General features: G+C 55.2%; 13 protein-coding genes. 12 read left to right on the forward strand and 1 reads right to left on the reverse strand.

Annotated elements, in window-relative coordinates:
- Window positions 1–103 precede the first annotated feature (103 nt).
- The 12 genes from AB9F26_RS18320 to AB9F26_RS18375 all read left to right on the forward strand — a co-directional run bounded on the left by AB9F26_RS18320 (window position 104) and on the right by AB9F26_RS18375 (window position 17,515).
- Complete coding sequence (locus AB9F26_RS18320) at window positions 104–1,006, forward strand: extracellular solute-binding protein (protein WP_369768727.1); 903 nt, start codon at window positions 104–106, stop codon at window positions 1,004–1,006.
- Between the two features lie 137 nt (window positions 1,007–1,143).
- Window positions 1,144–2,016, forward strand: coding sequence for a sugar ABC transporter permease (locus AB9F26_RS18325; RefSeq protein WP_335585179.1), 873 nt, complete (start codon window positions 1,144–1,146; stop codon window positions 2,014–2,016).
- A 1-nt stretch (window position 2,017) separates the two neighbouring features.
- Entirely contained in the window at window positions 2,018–2,848 is an 831-nt protein-coding gene (locus tag AB9F26_RS18330) for a carbohydrate ABC transporter permease (RefSeq protein ID WP_335585180.1), read from the forward strand.
- Entirely contained in the window at window positions 2,848–3,852 is a 1,005-nt protein-coding gene (locus AB9F26_RS18335; protein WP_335585181.1) for an ABC transporter ATP-binding protein, read from the forward strand. The genes AB9F26_RS18330 and AB9F26_RS18335 overlap by 1 nt, the downstream gene beginning before the upstream one ends.
- A gap of 126 nt (window positions 3,853–3,978) precedes the next feature.
- Window positions 3,979–5,388, forward strand: a complete 1,410-nt coding sequence (locus AB9F26_RS18340; RefSeq protein ID WP_369768728.1) for a mannitol dehydrogenase family protein — start codon at window positions 3,979–3,981, stop codon at window positions 5,386–5,388.
- Entirely contained in the window at window positions 5,385–6,338 is a 954-nt protein-coding gene (locus AB9F26_RS18345; RefSeq protein ID WP_369768672.1) for a carbohydrate kinase, read from the forward strand. Before AB9F26_RS18340 ends, AB9F26_RS18345 begins: the two co-directional genes overlap by 4 nt.
- Before the next feature lie 54 nt (window positions 6,339–6,392).
- Complete coding sequence (locus tag AB9F26_RS18350; protein WP_369768673.1) at window positions 6,393–8,786, forward strand: glycogen/starch/alpha-glucan phosphorylase; 2,394 nt, start codon at window positions 6,393–6,395, stop codon at window positions 8,784–8,786.
- A gap of 30 nt (window positions 8,787–8,816) precedes the next feature.
- Window positions 8,817–11,015: a 1,4-alpha-glucan branching protein GlgB gene (gene glgB, locus AB9F26_RS18355; protein ID WP_369768674.1), complete on the forward strand. Its 2,199-nt coding sequence runs from the start codon at window positions 8,817–8,819 to the stop codon at window positions 11,013–11,015.
- A gap of 36 nt (window positions 11,016–11,051) precedes the next feature.
- Window positions 11,052–12,311: a glucose-1-phosphate adenylyltransferase gene (gene glgC, locus AB9F26_RS18360; RefSeq protein WP_335585186.1), complete on the forward strand. Its 1,260-nt coding sequence runs from the start codon at window positions 11,052–11,054 to the stop codon at window positions 12,309–12,311.
- Window position 12,312: 1 nt separating this feature from the next.
- Window positions 12,313–13,749 carry a glycogen synthase GlgA gene (gene glgA, locus AB9F26_RS18365; RefSeq protein ID WP_335585187.1) on the forward strand — a complete coding sequence of 479 codons (1,437 nt, stop codon included), beginning with the start codon at window positions 12,313–12,315 and terminating at the stop codon, window positions 13,747–13,749.
- 9 nt (window positions 13,750–13,758) lie between these two features.
- A complete protein-coding gene (gene glgX, locus AB9F26_RS18370; protein ID WP_369768675.1) occupies window positions 13,759–15,861 on the forward strand; it encodes a glycogen debranching protein GlgX in 2,103 nt (700 codons plus the stop codon).
- 22 nt (window positions 15,862–15,883) lie between these two features.
- Window positions 15,884–17,515 carry an alpha-D-glucose phosphate-specific phosphoglucomutase gene (locus tag AB9F26_RS18375; RefSeq protein ID WP_369768676.1) on the forward strand — a complete coding sequence of 544 codons (1,632 nt, stop codon included), beginning with the start codon at window positions 15,884–15,886 and terminating at the stop codon, window positions 17,513–17,515.
- A gap of 3 nt (window positions 17,516–17,518) precedes the next feature.
- Here the strand turns inward: AB9F26_RS18375 and AB9F26_RS18380 are convergent, their stop codons facing one another.
- Entirely contained in the window at window positions 17,519–18,436 is a 918-nt protein-coding gene (locus AB9F26_RS18380) for a dihydrodipicolinate synthase family protein (protein WP_335585190.1), read from the reverse strand.
- Between the last annotated feature and the right edge of the window lie 30 nt (window positions 18,437–18,466).

Consider the following 18,466-nt stretch of genomic DNA (forward strand, 5'->3'; position numbering starts at 1 on the left):
CCTCAAGCGCCACAGAAGCTTTAAACTTGTCTGAAAAGTTCCGTCGTTTCGTCATTCTCGTATCCATTCTCTTGTGTTGGATACACCTTAGCACCTTGTCCAAATTTGCCGGACCACTTCAATGTACCGCAAAGACCTGATGGCAGCAGCTGGCCTTGAAATGCCAGAAGCGCCTACATGGGACTTCATTCGTGAAGCCGCAGCGGCAATGACCGACAAAGATGGCGAAATTTACGGCATTTGTTTGCGCGGTAAAGCTGGCTGGGGCGAGAACATGGCGTTCTTGTCGGCGATGAACAACTCCTTCGGCGGCAAATGGTTCGACGAAGACTGGAACGCGCAATTTGACGGCGACGCTTGGAAAAACACGCTCACATTCTATGTGGACATGCTCAATGAATCGGGCCCTCCCGGTGTGTCAAACAACGGCTTTAACGAGAACCTGACCTTGTTCCAAACGGGCAAATGCGGCATGTGGATTGATGCCACTGTTGCGGCTTCGTTCGTGACAAATCCAGACGACAGCCAAGTGGCAGATCAAGTTGGTTTCGCACTTGCACCGGACGCAGGTCTTGGCAAACGCGGCAACTGGTTGTGGGCATGGTCTTTGGCCATTCCAACAAGCACAGACTCACCTGAAGCTGCCAAAAAATTCGTAGAATGGGCCACTTCCAAAGAGTACACAGCGCTTGTTGCTGAGAACGAAGGTTGGGCGAATGTGCCTCCAGGTACACGGACTTCGCTCTATGAAAACGCCAACTATATGGACGTTCCGTTTGCAAAAATGACGCTCGAAAGCATCAACTCTGCAGACCCAACCAACCCATCGGTTGATCCGGTTCCATACACGGGCGTTCAGTTCGTTGCTATTCCCGAATTCCAAGGGATTGCTACGGCCGTTGGTCAACAGTTCTCGGCGGCCCTCGCAGGGACAACTTCAATTGAAGATGCGCTTGCGAATGCTCAAGAGCTGACTGTGAATGAAATGGATGACGCGGGGTACTAAACCCCTCTCCCTGAGGGGCTGCCTGTAAGGGTGGCCCTTCTTTTCCAGTGATTTTCTTACCTGAAATTGGCCGAATTGTGATTTGGTCAAGGTATCAGTGACACTGCATTCGGTTTCCAACAGAGGGGCTCTTCGCCATGTCCACGCAACACTCGCGCACCGCAGCCAAGGCAATGATTTCGCCGTCTATTTTATTGTTGCTTGCATGGATGATCATTCCCCTGTGCATGACGCTATATTATTCCTTCCAACGCTATCGACTGCTGACGCCTGATCGGCGCGGCTGGGTTGGATTTAAAAACTACGAAAATTTCCTGACGAACCCCGCGTTTTTTGATGCGTTTTTCAACACACTTTTCCTCGTGCTCGGAGTGTTGATCATCACCGTTGTGTTGGGGGTGTTGCTGGCGATTTTGCTCGACCAACAAATTTGGGGGCAGGGGATCGTACGTATCCTTGTGATCGCGCCGTTCTTTGTTATGCCGACTGTTTCGGCGCTGGTTTGGAAGAATATGTTCATGAACCCCGTGAACGGATTGTTCGCATATGGGGCCAAAGCCGTAGGGTTAGAGCCTTATGACTTCCTCAGTCAGGCACCATTGTTGTCGATTATCGGGATTGTGAGTTGGCAATGGTTGCCCTTCGCGACGCTAATTCTTCTGACGGCGATTCAGTCGCTCGACAGCGAACAGATGGAAGCCGCCGAGATGGATGGTGCAAGCCACTTGTCGCGGTTCCGCTTCATCACGCTACCGCATCTTAGTCGCGCTATTACCGTTGTGATCCTGATCCAGACGATCTTCCTTCTGTCGATTTTCGCAGAGATCCTCGTTACGACAAATGGTGGTCCCGGTACGGCCAGCATGAACTTGACCTATATGATTTACGCCGAAAGCCTGCTCAACTTTGACGTTGGCGAAGGTTCCGCCGGTGGTGTTATCGCCATCATTCTTGCAAACATTGTAGCGATCTTCCTTATGCGAATGATCGGGAAAAACTTGGACGCTTGATATGGCACGTGCAGTTTCAAACCAACACAGAGTCATCGTTACGGCGGCGGCTTGGACCATCGGCCTCGCGATATTCTTTCCGATCCTTTGGACCATCATCACCAGCTTTAAAACGGAGGCCGAAGCAATCGCCGATCCTCCCTCGCTGTTCATGTTCAACTGGACGATGGAGAATTACGCTATTGTAAATCAGCGCTCCAACTATCCGCTGCATTTCTTTAACTCGGTGGTGATTTCGGTGGGTTCGACCCTACTTGGCCTCGCAATTGCGATCCCCGCAGCATGGTCCATGGCCTTTGTGCCGGCAAAACACACCAAGAATATCCTGATGTGGATGCTGTCGACCAAAATGTTGCCACCGGTTGGGGTTTTGATCCCGATCTACCTGATTTTCCGCGACACGGGACTTTTGGATACGCGCACCGGATTGGTCATCGTTCTGACCCTGATCAACCTGCCGATTATCGTCTGGATGCTCTATACTTACTTCAAAGAAATTCCGGGCGAAATCCTTGAGGCCGCGCGGATGGACGGGGCAACATTGAAGGACGAGATCATCTATGTGCTGACTCCGATGGCCATTCCTGGAATTGCGTCGACTGTCCTTTTGAACATCATCTTGGCGTGGAACGAAGCGTTCTGGACCCTCAACCTGACGGCGGCAAAAGCGGCACCGCTCACGGCCTTCATCGCGAGTTATTCCAGTCCTGAAGGGCTGTTCTATGCGAAATTGAGTGCTGCGAGCACAATGGCCATCGCGCCAATTCTCATCATGGGCTGGTTCAGCCAAAAGCAACTGGTCCGCGGACTGACATTCGGAGCTGTGAAATAATGGGCAACATTACTCTCAATCAAGTCACCAAGAATTTTGGCGACGTTCAAGTCATCCCGCCGCTCGATCTGCAAATCAATGACGGGGAATTCGTAGTCTTTGTTGGCCCGTCTGGGTGCGGAAAATCGACCCTATTGCGCCTGATTGCAGGTCTTGAGGATGTGACCAGCGGGGCCATTCAAATTGATGGTCGCGAAGCCACCGAAGTGCCGCCCGCGAAACGCGGTTTGGCGATGGTGTTTCAATCCTACGCGCTCTATCCGCATATGTCGGTGCGAAAAAATATCGCGTTTCCGCTCAAGATGGCGAAGATGGATCAGGCCGCGCAGGACGCGAAAATCGATGCTGCCGCCAAAGCGCTGAACCTGACGGATTACCTTGATCGTCGTCCCGGGCAACTCTCGGGCGGGCAACGTCAACGTGTGGCCATTGGCCGTGCGATTGTGCGCGAACCCTCGGCGTTTTTGTTCGACGAACCCCTGTCAAATCTCGACGCCGCGCTGCGGGTTGGGATGCGTCTGGAAATTTCGGAACTGCATAAAAAACTAGACACCACAATGATTTACGTGACCCACGACCAAGTCGAAGCCATGACCATGGCCGACAAAATTGTGGTGCTACAAGCAGGTGTGATTGAGCAAGTCGGCTCGCCGCTTGAACTGTATCACAAGCCGCGCAATGTGTTTGTTGCGGGCTTTATTGGCTCGCCGCAGATGAACATTATTGCCGGTGCAGAGGCCCAGAAACATGGGGCGACCCATATTGGAATCCGTCCCGAACACGTGGGCGTCAGCATGACCGAGGGTCTGTGGAAGGGTCGCGTTGGCGTGGCCGAGCACCTTGGGTCGGACACATTCATCCACGTCCATGACACGGGATTGGTGGACATGATGACGGTACGGATTACTGGCGATATTGCCGTAAACCATGGCGATACCATTTATCTTAATCCGCAATTGGACCAGATGCATAAATTTGGAGCAGACGGCCTTCGGATGGACTAACGCCTTCCGAAAACCGTGGTTAAACCTTGAACTAAAGACAAGAAAGACATGCACATTTCGGTGTGGGTGCGCTGGAAAGGACTGCTTGCTGTGATGCAAAAACTTGATCTCTCGGCCCTCAATTCATTGTCCGCGAACGTGATCGTGCCGCAATATTCCCGCGGCGATCTTACGGCGGGGATCGTGCATATTGGGGTGGGTAATTTCCATCGCGCACATATGGCCGTTTATCTGGACGCGTTGTTTAGTACGGGCCGCGATCATGATTGGGCAATCGTCGGGGCAGGGATCAAATCCTTTGACGCCGACCGCCGCGCCGCGCTCAAGGAGCAAGACTGGCTGACCACGGTTGTTGAACTCGCGCCCGAAAGCCTGACTGCGCGGGTCACAGGCTCGATGATCGACTTTTGCGAGGTGGAAACCGAGGCGCTTTTGGCGCAGCTCTGCGCGCCCAACATTCGGATTGTCTCGCTGACGGTCACCGAGGGCGGCTATTTCGTTGACGCTAAAACAGGTCTGTTTGACGCGAAACATCCCGATATTCTGGCCGATGCTGCCGCGCCAAAATCCCCGAAAACCGTGTTCGGGATTCTGCTGCTTGCGCTGCAACGCCGCCGCGCTGTGGGGATTGATCCTTTCACGATCCTGTCCTGTGACAACTTGCCCGAAAACGGCCATGTCACCAGCAACACAGTGCTTGGATTGGCCGAAATGATTGGGGCTGACCTCAAGGAATGGGTCCAAGCCAACGTCGCGTTCCCCAACTCAATGGTCGATTGCATCACCCCCGCAACCACCGACCGCGAGCGCGCTTTGGTCAAGGAGCAATTTGGCATTATCGACAGCGCCCCCGTGGCCTGCGAGCCGTTTCGCCAATGGGTGATGGAAGATAATTTCCCGTTCGGGCGGCCGCGTCTTGAACATGTGGGCGTGACCTTTGTGGGGAATGTGACGCCCTACGAGACGATGAAATTGCGGATTTTGAACGCGGGCCATGCCGCGATTGCTTATCCTGGCGCGTTGTTGGGCTATGAATTTGTGCATGAGGCGATGGCGGATGAGGATATTCGCGCGTGGCTTATTCATGTGATGCGCACCGATGTCATGCCAATTTTGCCACCAATTGCTGGCGAAAATTTTGAAGACTATCTGCAAATGTGTGTCGAGCGTTTTTCCAACCCGCGCGTTGGCGACACCATTGATCGGCTGTGCCTTGACGGTTCAAACCGCCAGCCGAAATTTGTGGTGCCCACGATTCAAGAGGCCCTTGCTGCCGGAACAAGCCTAAAAGCGCTCGCGCTTGAGGTGGCGTTTTGGTGCAAATACTGCGCCGATTGCCCTGACTTACAGGATGAACGTGCTGAAGTTTTACGCATAGCGGCGCAAGCGAGCCGCACCGATCCATCGGCCTTCCTGAAAATCACCAGCGTATTTGGCGATTTGGCTGGTGAAGAACGGTTTGCCATTGAGTTTGCCGCACAAATAGATCAGCTTTGGACTCTGGATGTAAGGGACGTAATTAGAGGGACAATATGATTTTATGCTGTGGTGAAGCCTTAATCGACATGTTGCCAACCGTGGACGGGCAGGGCCGCGCGGCCTTTATGCCCTACGAGGGCGGCGCGGTGTTTAACACTGCCGTTGCACTGGGGCGGTTGGGTTTGAAACCGGGATTTCTGTCGGGCTTGTCGACGGATATTTTTGGCACCATGATCCAGAGCGCCCTGACCAAAAGCGGCGTCAATCACAGCCTGTCGATCTATAGCGATCTACCGACGACCTTGGCCTTTGTTGAATTGGCCGACGGGCAGGCGCGTTATCATTTTTATGATGAAAACACCGCGGGCCGGATGCTAACGAACGATCTTATGCCGAAAATCCCCGCCTCGGTTGAGGCGATGTATTTCGGCGGTATCAGCCTGATTGTTGAACCCTGTGGTGATTTTTATCTCGCATTGGCGCAACGTGCGGCTGTTGATAAAGTGGTGATGGTCGACCCAAATATTCGCCCAAGTTTCATCAAGGACGCGGTGGCCTATCGCACCCGTCTGAATGCTTTGCTGGCTGTAAGCGACATTTTGAAAGTGTCCGATGAGGATCTCGATTGGATTGTTCCCGGTCCCCTGACTTTGCTGGAAAAAGCCCATGCTTTGCGCCTGAATGGTCCCGAAATCATCATTCTGACGCGCGGTGCTGATGGTGCAACGGCGATTTTCGGCCACGATGAAATCATCGATGTGCCCGCCGTAAAAGCGCAGGTTGTCGACACCGTTGGTGCGGGCGACACCTTTAATGCGGGCGTGCTTGCGGGATTGTCGCGGGCGGGTGTCCTTAACAAAAAAGCCATCGCGCATGTCACGGGATCCGTTCTAAAGGATGCGTTGGATTTGGGCGCTCTGGTGGCGTCGATCACCGTTGCGCGTTCTGGCGCTAATCCCCCGTGGGCCGATGAATTGCCCGACCTGTCGGGTGCGCGGCCAGCTTAGTTAGGCCCATAATAAGTTCGGGCCCGTCGGCCCGATATAGTCAAAGAAATCGAAATGCTGAAAACACACCAGAGTGACGTAACAGTCAAAGACCTGCGCGAAGATATCCAAAAGCATCTGAAACTTTCTATCGGTAAGGATGCGGGGCACGCGAGTCTGTATGATTGGCGCATGTCGCTTTCGCTGGCGTTGCGTGATCGGGTGGTGGAACCGTGGTTTGCGTCGACCCGCGCGACCTATGAGGGCAAGCATAAGCGGGTCTATTACCTGTCGATGGAGTTCCTAATTGGGCGTCTGATCGAGGATGTGACCATCAATCTCAACGTCGAAGATGTGGCGCGCCAAGCGCTCGCGGATTTGGGGCAGGACTATAACGCGGTGGTCGCGGATGAGCCGGATGCCGCGCTTGGCAACGGCGGGCTTGGTCGTTTGGCCGCGTGTTTTATGGACAGTCTTTCGACCCTCGCGATCCCTGCCTATGGCTATGGCATTCGCTACGAACATGGCTTGTTTGAGCAACATTTTCAGGACGGACAACAGATCGAAACCGCCGAAGGCTGGCTGGCACAGCGCCATGCGTGGGAATTTGAACGTCCCGAAGTGGCCTATGGCATCCACTTTGGCGGCCACGTGAGCGAGTCCGATGGCAAGGCCGTTTGGCATCCCGCCGAAACGGTTGTGGCTTCGGCTTATGACACGCCGGTTGTTGGGTGGCAGGGCAAATGGGCCAATACACTGCGCCTATGGGCCGCCAAGCCCGTCAAATTGTTTGATCTCGAGAGCTTTAACCGTGGCGATTATGTTGCTGCGAATGCCCCCGAACGCCTCGCACGCACGATCTCACGGGTGCTTTATCCCGACGACACCACCGATGTTGGCAAGGAATTGCGCCTCAAACAGGAGTATTTCTTTACCTCCGCGTCGATCAAAGATTTGCTACGCCGGTTCCTCTCTGAGGGGCACAAAATCGAAGACTTGCCCGAGCATGTTGCCATCCAACTCAACGATACCCACCCCGCCATCGCAGGGCCGGAACTGGTGCGGATTTTGGTGGACGAACACGGGCTTGATCTGGACCACGCGATCGAATTGGCGCGCGGCTGTTTGGCCTATACCAACCACACGTTGTTGCCCGAAGCGCTGGAGCGGTGGCCCGAAGGCCTGTTTGCTCGCATCCTGCCACGGCATTTTCGCCTGATCGAGTTGATCCAAGAACGTCATCTCGCGGCCACCCAAAGCGGCATCCGCATCATTGATCATGGCAATGTGAACATGGGCGAGTTGGCGTTCATCATGGCCCATAACGTCAACGGCGTTTCGGCGCTGCATACGGAACTGGTCAAGGAAACCGTTTTCGCCGATTTGCACAAAGCCTATCCAGCGCGGATTTTGAACCAGACCAACGGCATTACGCCGCGCCGCTGGCTCTATTCCTGTAACCCGCCGCTGCGCAATCTGATCAACGACACCATTGGCACCGACTGGCAACAGGACCTTGAGAAAATCCAAGACCTCAACGCGCATCTGGATGACTCGGCGTTTTTGGGCGCCTTTATGGACGCCAAAAAGGTGAATAAAAATCGTTTGGCGGGGTGGCTGAAAACCCATCACAACGTCACGATTGATCCCTCCGCAATGTTTGATATTCAGATCAAACGCATCCACGAATACAAACGTCAGCACATGAATATCCTCGAAACCATCGCGCTTTGGAATGAGATCCGCGACAACCCCACTGCCGATTGGACGCCACGGGTTAAAATTTTTGGCGGCAAAGCAGCCCCCGGATACGCGCTGGCAAAATCGATCATTCGCTTGATCAATGACGTGGCCGCGACCATCAATAGTGACCCTATTACACGCGATTTACTGCAAGTTGTGTATCCCGAGAACTATAACGTCTCAATGGCGGAAATCCTGATCCCAGCCAGCGACCTTTCGGAGCAAATTTCGACCGCAGGCAAAGAGGCCTCGGGCACGGGCAACATGAAACTATCCCTCAACGGCAGTCCGACCATCGGCACGCTGGATGGCGCGAATGTGGAAATCTTGGAACACGTCGGCGCGGATAATTTCTTCCTCTTTGGCCTCACGGCGGCAGAGGCGCAAGAGGCGCGCAATCACCACGGCTATGCCCGCCGCGCGATTGAAGCCAGCCCACGGTTGAGCCGCGTTTTGGGGCAAATCGGGGCAGGTGTTTTCTCGGCGGGGGATAAATATCGCTACTCCGATATCCTGCATAACCTTTGGGAACATGACTATTTCCTCGTGAGTTGCGATTTCGACAGCTATTTTGACACACAACGCGACGTTGACGTGGCTTACCGCGATGTCGCGCGTTGGTCGCGGATGGCCGCCGCGAATACAGCAGGGATGGGGTGGTTTTCCTCGGACCGCACGATCCGTGGATACGCCAAGGATATTTGGCATGCAAAACCGGTGACTTAGACGCTGCAAGAAACATAAAGGAAACACACAGTGATCAATCCTCAGGACGTTCAGCAGATTGCAACAGGCAGCCACGCCGATCCGTTTTCCGTGCTGGGATTGCACGCCGTGGAGGGGAAGCTGACCCTGCGGGTGTTTCATCCTGATGCCGATTCCATTGATGTTTTGGATGCCAAAACGGGGGCCAAAATCCTGTCGTTGGAGGCCTTACCAGAGGAGCCGTCCCTTTTTGTGGGCACCGCTGCACGGCGTAAAAAACCTTTTGCTTACCGCTTGCGCATCACCAAAGGCCCCCATGTTTGGGAGGCCGAGGATGCCTATCGTTTCGGCCCTATTCTAGGGGAACTCGACGAATATTTGATTGCCGAGGGCGCGCATCTTGACCTGTGGAAAGTGCTCGGCGCGCATGTCACCGAACACGAGGGCGTTGCGGGAACCCACTTTGCGGTCTGGGCGCCAAATGCGCGGCGCGTTTCGGTTGTGGGCGATTTCAACGGCTGGGATGGACGGCGCAATCCGATGCGGATGCGCGGGCAAACCGGTGTTTGGGAAATCTTCCTGCCCAGCCTTGGCGACGGTGAAGCGTATAAATACGAGTTGCTCGACGGGAGTGGCAATCTTTTGCCGCAAAAGGCCGATCCCTTCGGGTTTGGCTCTGAACACCCGCCCAAAACCGCCTCGGTTATCCGCCAGTTGAACGGGCATAAATGGACGGATGCAGCATGGATGAGCAAACGCGAAACGCTCCATCGCATTGATCAGCCGATCTCGATTTATGAAGTGCATCTTGGCTCGTGGAAACGGGTTCCCGAGGAGGGCAATCGTCCGCTGTCGTATCTCGAACTCGCTCAGGAGTTGGTGGCCTATGTAAAGGACATGGGTTTTACCCATATCGAGCTGATGCCGATCTCGGAATTTCCGTTTGATGGCTCTTGGGGCTATCAACCTGTGGGCCTCTATGCCCCGACCATTCGCCACGGCACGCTTGAAGAATTCCGCGCCTTTGTCGAGGCTTGCCACGCCGCCGATATTGGCCTGATACTGGATTGGGTGCCCGGGCACTTCCCCGAAGACAAACACGGTCTGGGCCGGTTTGACGGCACGCCGCTCTATGAACATGCCGACCGCAAGGAAGGGTTTCATCCCGACTGGAACACGCTGGTTTATAATTACGGACGCCGCGAAGTTTCGAATTATCTGGTGGCGAACGCCCTGTACTGGCTGCGCGAACATCACATCGACGGGCTGCGCGTGGATGCGGTGGCGTCGATGTTGTACCGCGATTATTCGCGCAAAGCGGGCGAATGGATTCCCAACAAGGACGGCGGCCGCGAGAACCTTGAAGCGATTGATTTCCTGCAACGCACCAATGAAGTGGCCTATGGCGAAATGCCTGGAATAGTGACTATTGCGGAGGAGTCCACCGCCTTTCCGGGGGTCAGTGCGCCCACCGATCACGGCGGGCTTGGGTTTGGGTTCAAGTGGAATATGGGCTGGATGAACGACACGCTGTCCTATATCGCCGAGGATCCGATCAACCGGAAATATCATCACAGTAAGATGACCTTCGGCCTGCATTATGCGTTTTCCGAAAATTTTGTCTTGCCGATTAGTCACGATGAAGTGGTGCACGGCAAAGGCTCGATGATCGACAAAATGCCGGGGCAGGGGGGCGATAAATTCGCCAATCTTAGAGCCTATTACGGATTTATGTGGGGCCATCCAGGGAAAAAGCTTCTGTTCATGGGCTGTGAATTTGCGCAGGGCGTGGAGTGGAATCACGACACGAGTCTTGATTGGCATTTGCTCGATCATCCGCTGCATGGCGGCACGCAGAACTTGATCCGCGACCTCAATGCACTGTTGGGCGATAGCCCCGCGCTGTACGAATTGGATTGCAAGCCCGCAGGGTTTGAATGGGTTGAGGAGGGCGCGGCCGAGGAATCTATTTTCGCGTGGATTCGCAAGGGCGCCGACGGTACGCCGCCAGTTCTTGTCGTCAGTAATTTCACCCCCGTTGAGCGCCACGCGCGGCGCATTGGGGTGCCAAAGGCAGGACGTTGGCTTGAAAAACTGAACACGGATTCAAGCCGCTATGGCGGGGGCGATCGCGGCAATATGGGCTATGCGGACAGCGAACAGGTGGCGGCCTCGGGGCGGGCACATTCGATCTCGCTGACGCTGCCGCCGCTTTCGACGATATTTTTTGAGCTGCAAGAGGACGTGTAGCTTTTAAGGGAAGACAGAATTTAGGGAGGACTATGGATGGACAATGAATCTCAAAGACTGGCCCAACAATCTATGGCGTTTGTCTTGGCGGGGGGCCGTGGGAGTCGGCTCTATGAACTGACGGATACGCGCGCCAAACCCGCGATGTATTTTGGCGGCAAGAGCCGAATTATCGACTTTGCCCTGTCTAATGCGGTGAATTCCGGCATTCGGCGCATCGGGGTCGCGACCCAATATAAGGCGCACTCGTTGATCCGGCACCTGCAACGCGGCTGGAGTTTTTTCCGCGCGGAGCGCAATGAATCCCTCGATATTCTGCCCGCGTCGCAGCAAATGAATAATGAGAATTGGTACAAGGGTACCGCCGATGCTGTGGCCCAGAACATTGATATTATTCGCGGTTATGGCCCGAAATACATCATCATTCTGGCGGGCGATCACATCTATAAACAAGATTATTCCTTGATGATTAAACACCACGTCGACAGCGGCGCGGATGTTACGGTGGGTTGTATCGAAGTGCCGCGTATGGAAGCGCGTGGCTTTGGCGTGATGAAAGTGGGCGACAATGATCGCATCCTTGATTTCGTCGAAAAACCCGCCGATCCGCCCCCAATGCCTGGCCATCCCGATATGGCGTTGGCCAGTATGGGGATTTATGTTTTCGAGACAGAATACCTAATTGGGTTGTTGCAAAAGGACGCCGAAGACCCGAATTCGAGCCATGATTTCGGCGGCGATTTGATCCCCGATATCGTTAAAAACGGCAAGGCGATTGCGCATCCGTTTAGCCGCTCTTGTGTGCGGACGGGCTTGGAGGAAAAACCATACTGGCGCGATGTGGGAACGGTGGATGCGTTCTGGCAGGCCAATGTGGACCTAACCGATTTCAAACCCGAGTTGGACCTGTATGACAACGAGTGGCCGATCTGGACCTACTCCGAATTGACGCCCCCCGCGAAATTTATCCATAACGAGGAAGGGCGGCGCGGCCAAGCGGTGTCGTCGATGGTCTCGGGCGGATGTATTATTTCGGGATCGAGCCTTGATCGCTGTATGTTGTTTACTGGCGTGCGGACGCATTCTTTCTCGCAGTTGAGCGGGGTTGTCGTCATGCCCTACGCGGAAATCAATCGCAACGCGCGGCTGACAAATGTGGTGATCGACCGTGGGGTGGTCATTCCTGAAGGCTTGGTTGTTGGCGAAGACCCCGTGTTGGATGCCAAGCGATTCCGGCGAACGGAGAATGGCATTTGCCTGATTACCCAACCCATGATCGACAAATTGGATCTCTGATATGAACCTGCTTTTCGTTGCCTCCGAATGTGCGCCCTTCGTGAAAACGGGGGGCTTGGCGGACGTGATCGGCGCGGTGCCCAAAGCGCTCGGCACGTTGAATATCAACGTAAAGATTTTGATCCCAGCCTATCCCGCCTTGGCGGAATGGGTGGCAAAGGGCGACACGGTTCTGTCGTTTGGCAACCTCTTTGGCGGACCTGCACGGGTGGTTTCCGTACAGGCGGAGGGACTCGATATGTTGCTGCTTGAGGCGCCGCATTTGTTTGATCGGGCGGGGAGTATTTATCTGGGGCCGGACGGAAACGACTGGCCTGACAATGATCTGCGGTTTGGCGCCTTGTCCTATGTGGGGGCGCAAATTGCCCTGCATGGCGTTGAGGATTGGAAGCCCGATGTCGTCAATGCGCATGACTGGCAAGCGGGTCTATTGCCCGTATATTTGCGTCAATCTGGGCAGAAAACACCCCCCGTGGTGATGACGATTCACAACATCGCGTTCCAAGGTCTGTTTGACGCGACCCGCATGGGAGTTTTGGGTCTGAACGCTGATATGTTCACGCCCGAGGGGATTGAATATTTCGGGCGGATTGGCTTTTTGAAGGCGGGTTTGGCTCTATCCGAGAAAATCACAACTGTTAGCCCGACCTATGCCGCCGAGCTTCTGACGCCCGAATTTGGCATGGGGCTGGATGGTCTTCTGCGCGGACGGCAAGCCGATCTTTCGGGTATCCTGAACGGGATCGATTTGGATGTTTGGAACCCCGAAAACGACGCCGATTTGGTCGCGCCTTATTCCGTGCGCAGCCTCAAAGGCAAAGCACAAAATCGGGCCGAGGTTGAGGCGCGGTTTGGTCTTACGCCCAGTGACGGTCCGCTGTTCTGTGTTGTCAGTCGGCTGACCTCGCAAAAGGGTCTCGATATGTTGTTGGAGTGCTTGCCCACTCTGGTAACTCAAGGCGGCAGGCTTGCGCTTGTGGGGTCGGGCGACGCGGATTTGGAACGCGCGTTTATCGACGCGTCCAACCGTTACGCGGGGTCGGTCGGCGCGATTATCGGTTATGATGAGGGGCTCTCGCATCTGTTGCAGGGTGGTAGTGACGCTATCTTGATCCCTTCGCGGTTTGAGCCTTGTGGCCTGACGCAGCTGTACGGTTTGCGCTATGGCACGCTCCCCGTTGTGGCCCATACTGGCGGTCTGGCGGATACGGTGATTGATGCAAACGAGGCCGCGCTACTGGCCAATTGTGCCACGGGATTTCAGTTTGCCCCTGTGAATAGCGCGATGTTTGCCCATGCCATTACCCGCGCCTGTGCGCTTTATCGCCAGCCTAAAATTTGGGCAGGAATGATGCGCCGTGCCATGCGGCATCCGGTGGGGTGGGATCTTTCGGCCGCGGCCTATCTTGATGTTTACCGCGCGGCGCAGGAGCGGTAGTCCCATCCTATGAAACATCAAAAATTATCTGGCGGCAGTTCGAATAGGCTTGGGGCGCATCACGATGGCCGAGGCGTCAATTTCGCCGTGTTTTCCGAGAACGCGAGCAAGATCGAATTGTGCCTCTTTTCGCCTGACGGAAAGCGCGAAACGGCGCGTATTGCTTTGCCCTGTCGCACGGGCCCAATCTGGCATGGATATGTGGCGGATGTGCCCATCGGTACGCTGTATGGGTATCGCGCCCATGGGCTATATGCGCCCGAACAGGGGCATCGGTTTAACGCCAATAAGCTCTTGTTAGACCCTTATACCCGCGAGATTTTCGGTGATTGGACAACTAATCCCGCGACTTTGGGATATGATAAAGAGTCCTCGGCAGGGGATCTTTCGTTTGATCCCCGCGACAGTGCGCCCTACGTGCCAAAATCGGTTGTGTCCGATCCCGCTTTGTTTGAGGGCATGAAGAATGGCCATCACATTTCGTCGGATAAAGACCTGATTTATGAGGCCCACCCAAAGGGTCTAACCCAGACCAATTCGCAAATTCCCGAAGCTTTGCGCGGTACTTATGAGGGGCTGGCGTCAGAGCCGATGATCGCGCATCTGAAGGCGCTGAATGTACAGGCCGTTGAGCTTTTACCGGTACATAGTTTTGTCGACGACAGCTTTTTGGTCGAGCGCGGATTGCGCAATTATTGGGGCTATAACTCCATCGGGTTTTTCGCGCCAGAGCCGCGTTATTTTGGCCCCGACGGGCTGAAAGGCTTTCGCCAAATGGTGGAACGGTTTCATGACGCGGGGATCGAGGTCATTCTGGACGTGGTGTATAATCATACCGCCGAGGGCGATCAGCGCGGCCCGACATTGAGCTATCGTGGCCTTGATAACGCCTCTTATTACCGTCTGATCGCGGGTCAACCGCGCTATTATGTGAACGATACCGGCTGTGGAAATACGCTGAATGTGGCGCATCCCTATGTGTTACGGATGGTGCTGGATAGCCTGCGGTTCTGGGTCGAATGCATGGGGGTTGATGGCTTTCGGTTTGATCTGGCAACGACGCTTGGCCGCGAGGCACACGGGTTTGATCGGCACGGTGGTTTCTTTGATGCCCTGCGTCAGGATCCGGTTTTATCCTGTGTGCGGATGATCGCCGAGCCGTGGGATATTGGGCCGGGTGGCTATCGGTTGGGCGAATTTCCGCATGAGTTTTCTGAGTGGAACGACAGCTATCGCGACACGGTGCGGCAATATTGGCGCGGCGATGCGCATAGCACCCAAGAGTTAGCAGCGCGCCTTCTTGGCTCGGCGGATAAGTTCGACCGGACGGGGCGGCGCAGTTGGTCGTCGATCAATTTTCTGGCGTCCCATGACGGCTTCACGCTGGCGGATACCACGCGCTATTCCAAGCGCCACAACGAGGCCAACACCGAGAATAACTGCGATGGGCACCACTCGAACTACAGCGATAATTGTGGCGTTGAGGGCGAGACCGACGACACGCAAATCCGCGGACAACGGGCGCGGCGGCAACGCAATATGCTCGCCACTTTGTTCCTGTCGCAGGGCACGCCGATGCTACTGGCGGGCGATGAATTCTCCAATTCGCAACAGGGGAACAACAACGCCTATTGCCAAGACAACGAGACGGGCTGGCTGAATTGGGACAAAACCGATGCTGAAATGCTCGGCTTTGTCGCGGGTCTGTCAGCGTTTCGGCGCGACCATCTTTCGGTGCGACAAACACAATTCCTCCACGGCGAAGCACGTCCAAGCGACGGCTTCGACGATGTCAGCTGGACGGATTTTGCGGGTGAACCGTTGCAATGGCGTGATCCAAAACTGGCCAACTTTTGCCTCATCCTGCGCTGTTCCGCCGAAGCGCCGGACTTTGAGCCAGACAGCGACGTTGTGTTGATTGCGTTCAATCGCACGCTCGAAGAACGGACGGTTGTTTTGCCCGACCCGCCCGAGGGAAGCCATTGGACGCGCGGCATCGACACGGACACCGCCGCGCAGGGCGCGTTTTGCGAATTGGAAAGTGAGCCGCTTGTTTCGGCTGAGTCGGTAATCGCCTTTATTCTCAAAGCGCATGAGGAACCTGTTAATTGAACATAGAAATGGGGATAGCCAGATGAAAATCGAGATCGTCGAAACCACGCCTATTGAAGGCCAAATGCCGGGCACATCTGGGTTGCGCAAAAAAACCAAAGTGTTCATGACGCCGCATTATCTTGAGAATTTCATTCAGGCGACGTTTGACGCGCTCGGCGGTGCCGCGGGAAAAACTTTTGTCGTGGGCGGCGATGGGCGGTATTTTAATAAGCCGACGATCCAAGTCATTTTACGAATGGCGGCGGCGAATGGCGCGGTCAAAGTGATTGTTGGCCAAGACGGCATTCTCTCGACACCCGCTGCTTCGCATTTGATCCGCCTAAACAAAACCGATGGCGGGTTTATCCTGTCGGCGAGCCATAATCCAGGCGGGATTGACGAAGATTTCGGGGTGAAATTCAATGCCGACAACGGAGGGCCAGCGCCAGAAAAACTCACGGCGCAAATCTTTGCCGCGACCAAGGCGATCGCTGAGTATAAAATCGTCGCGACGAATGACGTGGATTTGCAGAGCGTCGGTCAAACGCATCTTGGCGATATGGTGGTCGAGGTGGTCGATCCCGTTGCAAGTTATCAAGTGTTGATGGAAAAATTGTTCGATTTCGCGGCGATCAAATCCCTGTTCGCGGGTGGCTTCACCATGCGTTTCGACGCGATGCATGCGGTCACGGGCCCTTATGCCACGGCGATTTTGGAGCGCAGTTTGGGCGCGCCCAAGGGCACCGTCGTCAATGGTATTCCGCTGGAGGATTTCGGCAAAGGCCACCCCGATCCGAACCCGATCTGGGCCAAACCCTTAATGGATTTGATGATGTCCGACGACGCCCCCAACTTGGGCGCGGCCTCGGATGGCGACGGGGATCGGAACATGATTGTCGGGCGCGGTGCTTATGTCACCCCCTCCGACAGCCTCGCGATTCTGGCGGCAAACGCGCATCTTGCCCCCGCTTATAAGGGCGGTCTTGCGGGCATTGCGCGTTCAATGCCAACCAGTGCGGCGAGCGATCGTGTCGCAAAAAAGCTTGGAATAGGGTCTTATGAGACGCCCACGGGGTGGAAATTTTTCGGCAATTTGTTGGACGCGGGCAAGGTGACGATTTGTGGCGAAGAGAGCGCGGGGACGGGCTCAAATCACGTGCGCGAAAAGGACGGGCTTTGGGCTGTGCTGCTCTGGCTCAACATTCTGGCGGTGCGTAAACAATCGGTTGCGGAGATCGTTTCCGAGCATTGGCAGACCTTCGGGCGGGATTATTATTCGCGGTATGATTATGAGGATGTGGCCATTGAGCAGGCCAACAAATTGATGGAGGAACTGCGGGCAAAACTGCCCGATCTGGTCGGGCAGAAATATGTTGGGCTGACCGTTTCTTCGGCGGATGAGTTCTCGTATTTGGACCCTGTGGATGGATCGGTTAGCAAAAACCAAGGTCTGCGCCTCGGGTTTGAGGGTGGGGCGCGCGCGGTTTTTCGGCTCTCGGGTACGGGCACGCAAGGGGCCACAATTAGGCTCTATCTCGAGCAATATGCGGCTCAAGGCGAGGATTTTACGATGGATACACAGGTCGCATTGCAAAAGGTCCGACTTGCGGCCCAGACCATCTGCGAGATGCAATCGTATATCGGCCGCCTAAAGCCAGACGTGATTACTTAGGGTCTAACCCGCCCACTTAAGTGCAATTAGGTCAAGGTCGCGGGCCAAATCCAGAAGGCGGATTTTGGTGCGTTCGGTCATGGGTTTTAACGGGTGGCGCACATAGTCGCTTTTGATCACGCCGCCCGCCGCATAGACGGTTTTACACGCCCGCAATCCGCATTGACGGTTTTCGTGATTGATCAGGGGGAGGCATTTTTGCCATTGGGCAAGGGCTGCCGCGTGGTCGCCCGCGAGGTAATGCGTGACGATGGGGCGGATGTGTTCGGGGAACATTCCTGAGGTCATCGTCCCCGTGCATCCCGCGTCGAGATCGGCCAAAAGGGTCACCGCTTCTTCGCCGTCAAACGGGCCGACGATGTGCTTGCCTGCAGCTTCGATCAAGGCGGCGAGTTTGTCCGCCGCAAAGGGGCATTCGATTTTGAGGTAGGAGACATTTTCGATCTCAACGGCCATGCGGGTGAGCAAGGGGACGCTGAGAGTCACGCCACTGAGGGGCGCGTCTTGGACCATGATCGGGATGGTGATCGCGCGGCTTGCGGCTTCGAAATGTTCGAAAATGCCTGCCTCGGCGGGGAACAATCCGGACCCGTGATAAGGTGGCATCATCATCACCATCGCCGCGCCGAGGGCTTGGGCCTCGCGAGCGCGTTTGACCACAATGTCGGTGGAAAAATGGCTGATGGTAACGATGACGGGCACGCGACCCGCAACATGTTCGAGACTAACGCGGGTTAAAATGGCGCGTTCTTCGTCGGAGAGGACGAATTGCTCGGAGTAGTTTGCCAAGATGCAAATCGCATCGACGCCTTGATCAATCAGGCAATCGAGCACGCGGCGCATGCCGTCGACATCGATTTCGCCCGTGGCATGAAAGGGCGTTGGGGCGACGGGCAAAATGCCAGTGAGGGGAGTTTTCATATCAGGTCTTTCGAAAATAAGTGCGGTTTG

This window comes from Falsihalocynthiibacter sp. BN13B15 (assembly GCF_041205415.1).
Taxonomy (GTDB): Bacteria; Pseudomonadota; Alphaproteobacteria; order Rhodobacterales; family Rhodobacteraceae; genus Falsihalocynthiibacter; species Falsihalocynthiibacter arcticus.

Bases quoted from the DNA above. Each gene is read 5' to 3' on its own strand.
- AB9F26_RS18325 (WP_335585179.1), top strand. From the start codon at position 1,144: ATGTCCACGCAACACTCGCGCACCGCAGCCAAGGCAATGATTTCGCCG.
- AB9F26_RS18330 (WP_335585180.1), top strand. From the start codon at position 2,018: ATGGCACGTGCAGTTTCAAACCAACACAGAGTCATCGTTACGGCGGCG.
- AB9F26_RS18335 (WP_335585181.1), top strand. From the start codon at position 2,848: ATGGGCAACATTACTCTCAATCAAGTCACCAAGAATTTTGGCGACGTT.
- AB9F26_RS18345 (WP_369768672.1), top strand. From the start codon at position 5,385: ATGATTTTATGCTGTGGTGAAGCCTTAATCGACATGTTGCCAACCGTG.
- AB9F26_RS18350 (WP_369768673.1), top strand. From the start codon at position 6,393: ATGCTGAAAACACACCAGAGTGACGTAACAGTCAAAGACCTGCGCGAA.
- glgC (WP_335585186.1), top strand. From the start codon at position 11,052: ATGGACAATGAATCTCAAAGACTGGCCCAACAATCTATGGCGTTTGTC.
- glgA (WP_335585187.1), top strand. From the start codon at position 12,313: ATGAACCTGCTTTTCGTTGCCTCCGAATGTGCGCCCTTCGTGAAAACG.
- glgX (WP_369768675.1), top strand. From the start codon at position 13,759: ATGAAACATCAAAAATTATCTGGCGGCAGTTCGAATAGGCTTGGGGCG.
- AB9F26_RS18375 (WP_369768676.1), top strand. From the start codon at position 15,884: ATGAAAATCGAGATCGTCGAAACCACGCCTATTGAAGGCCAAATGCCG.
- AB9F26_RS18380 (WP_335585190.1), bottom strand. From the start codon at position 18,436: ATGAAAACTCCCCTCACTGGCATTTTGCCCGTCGCCCCAACGCCCTTT.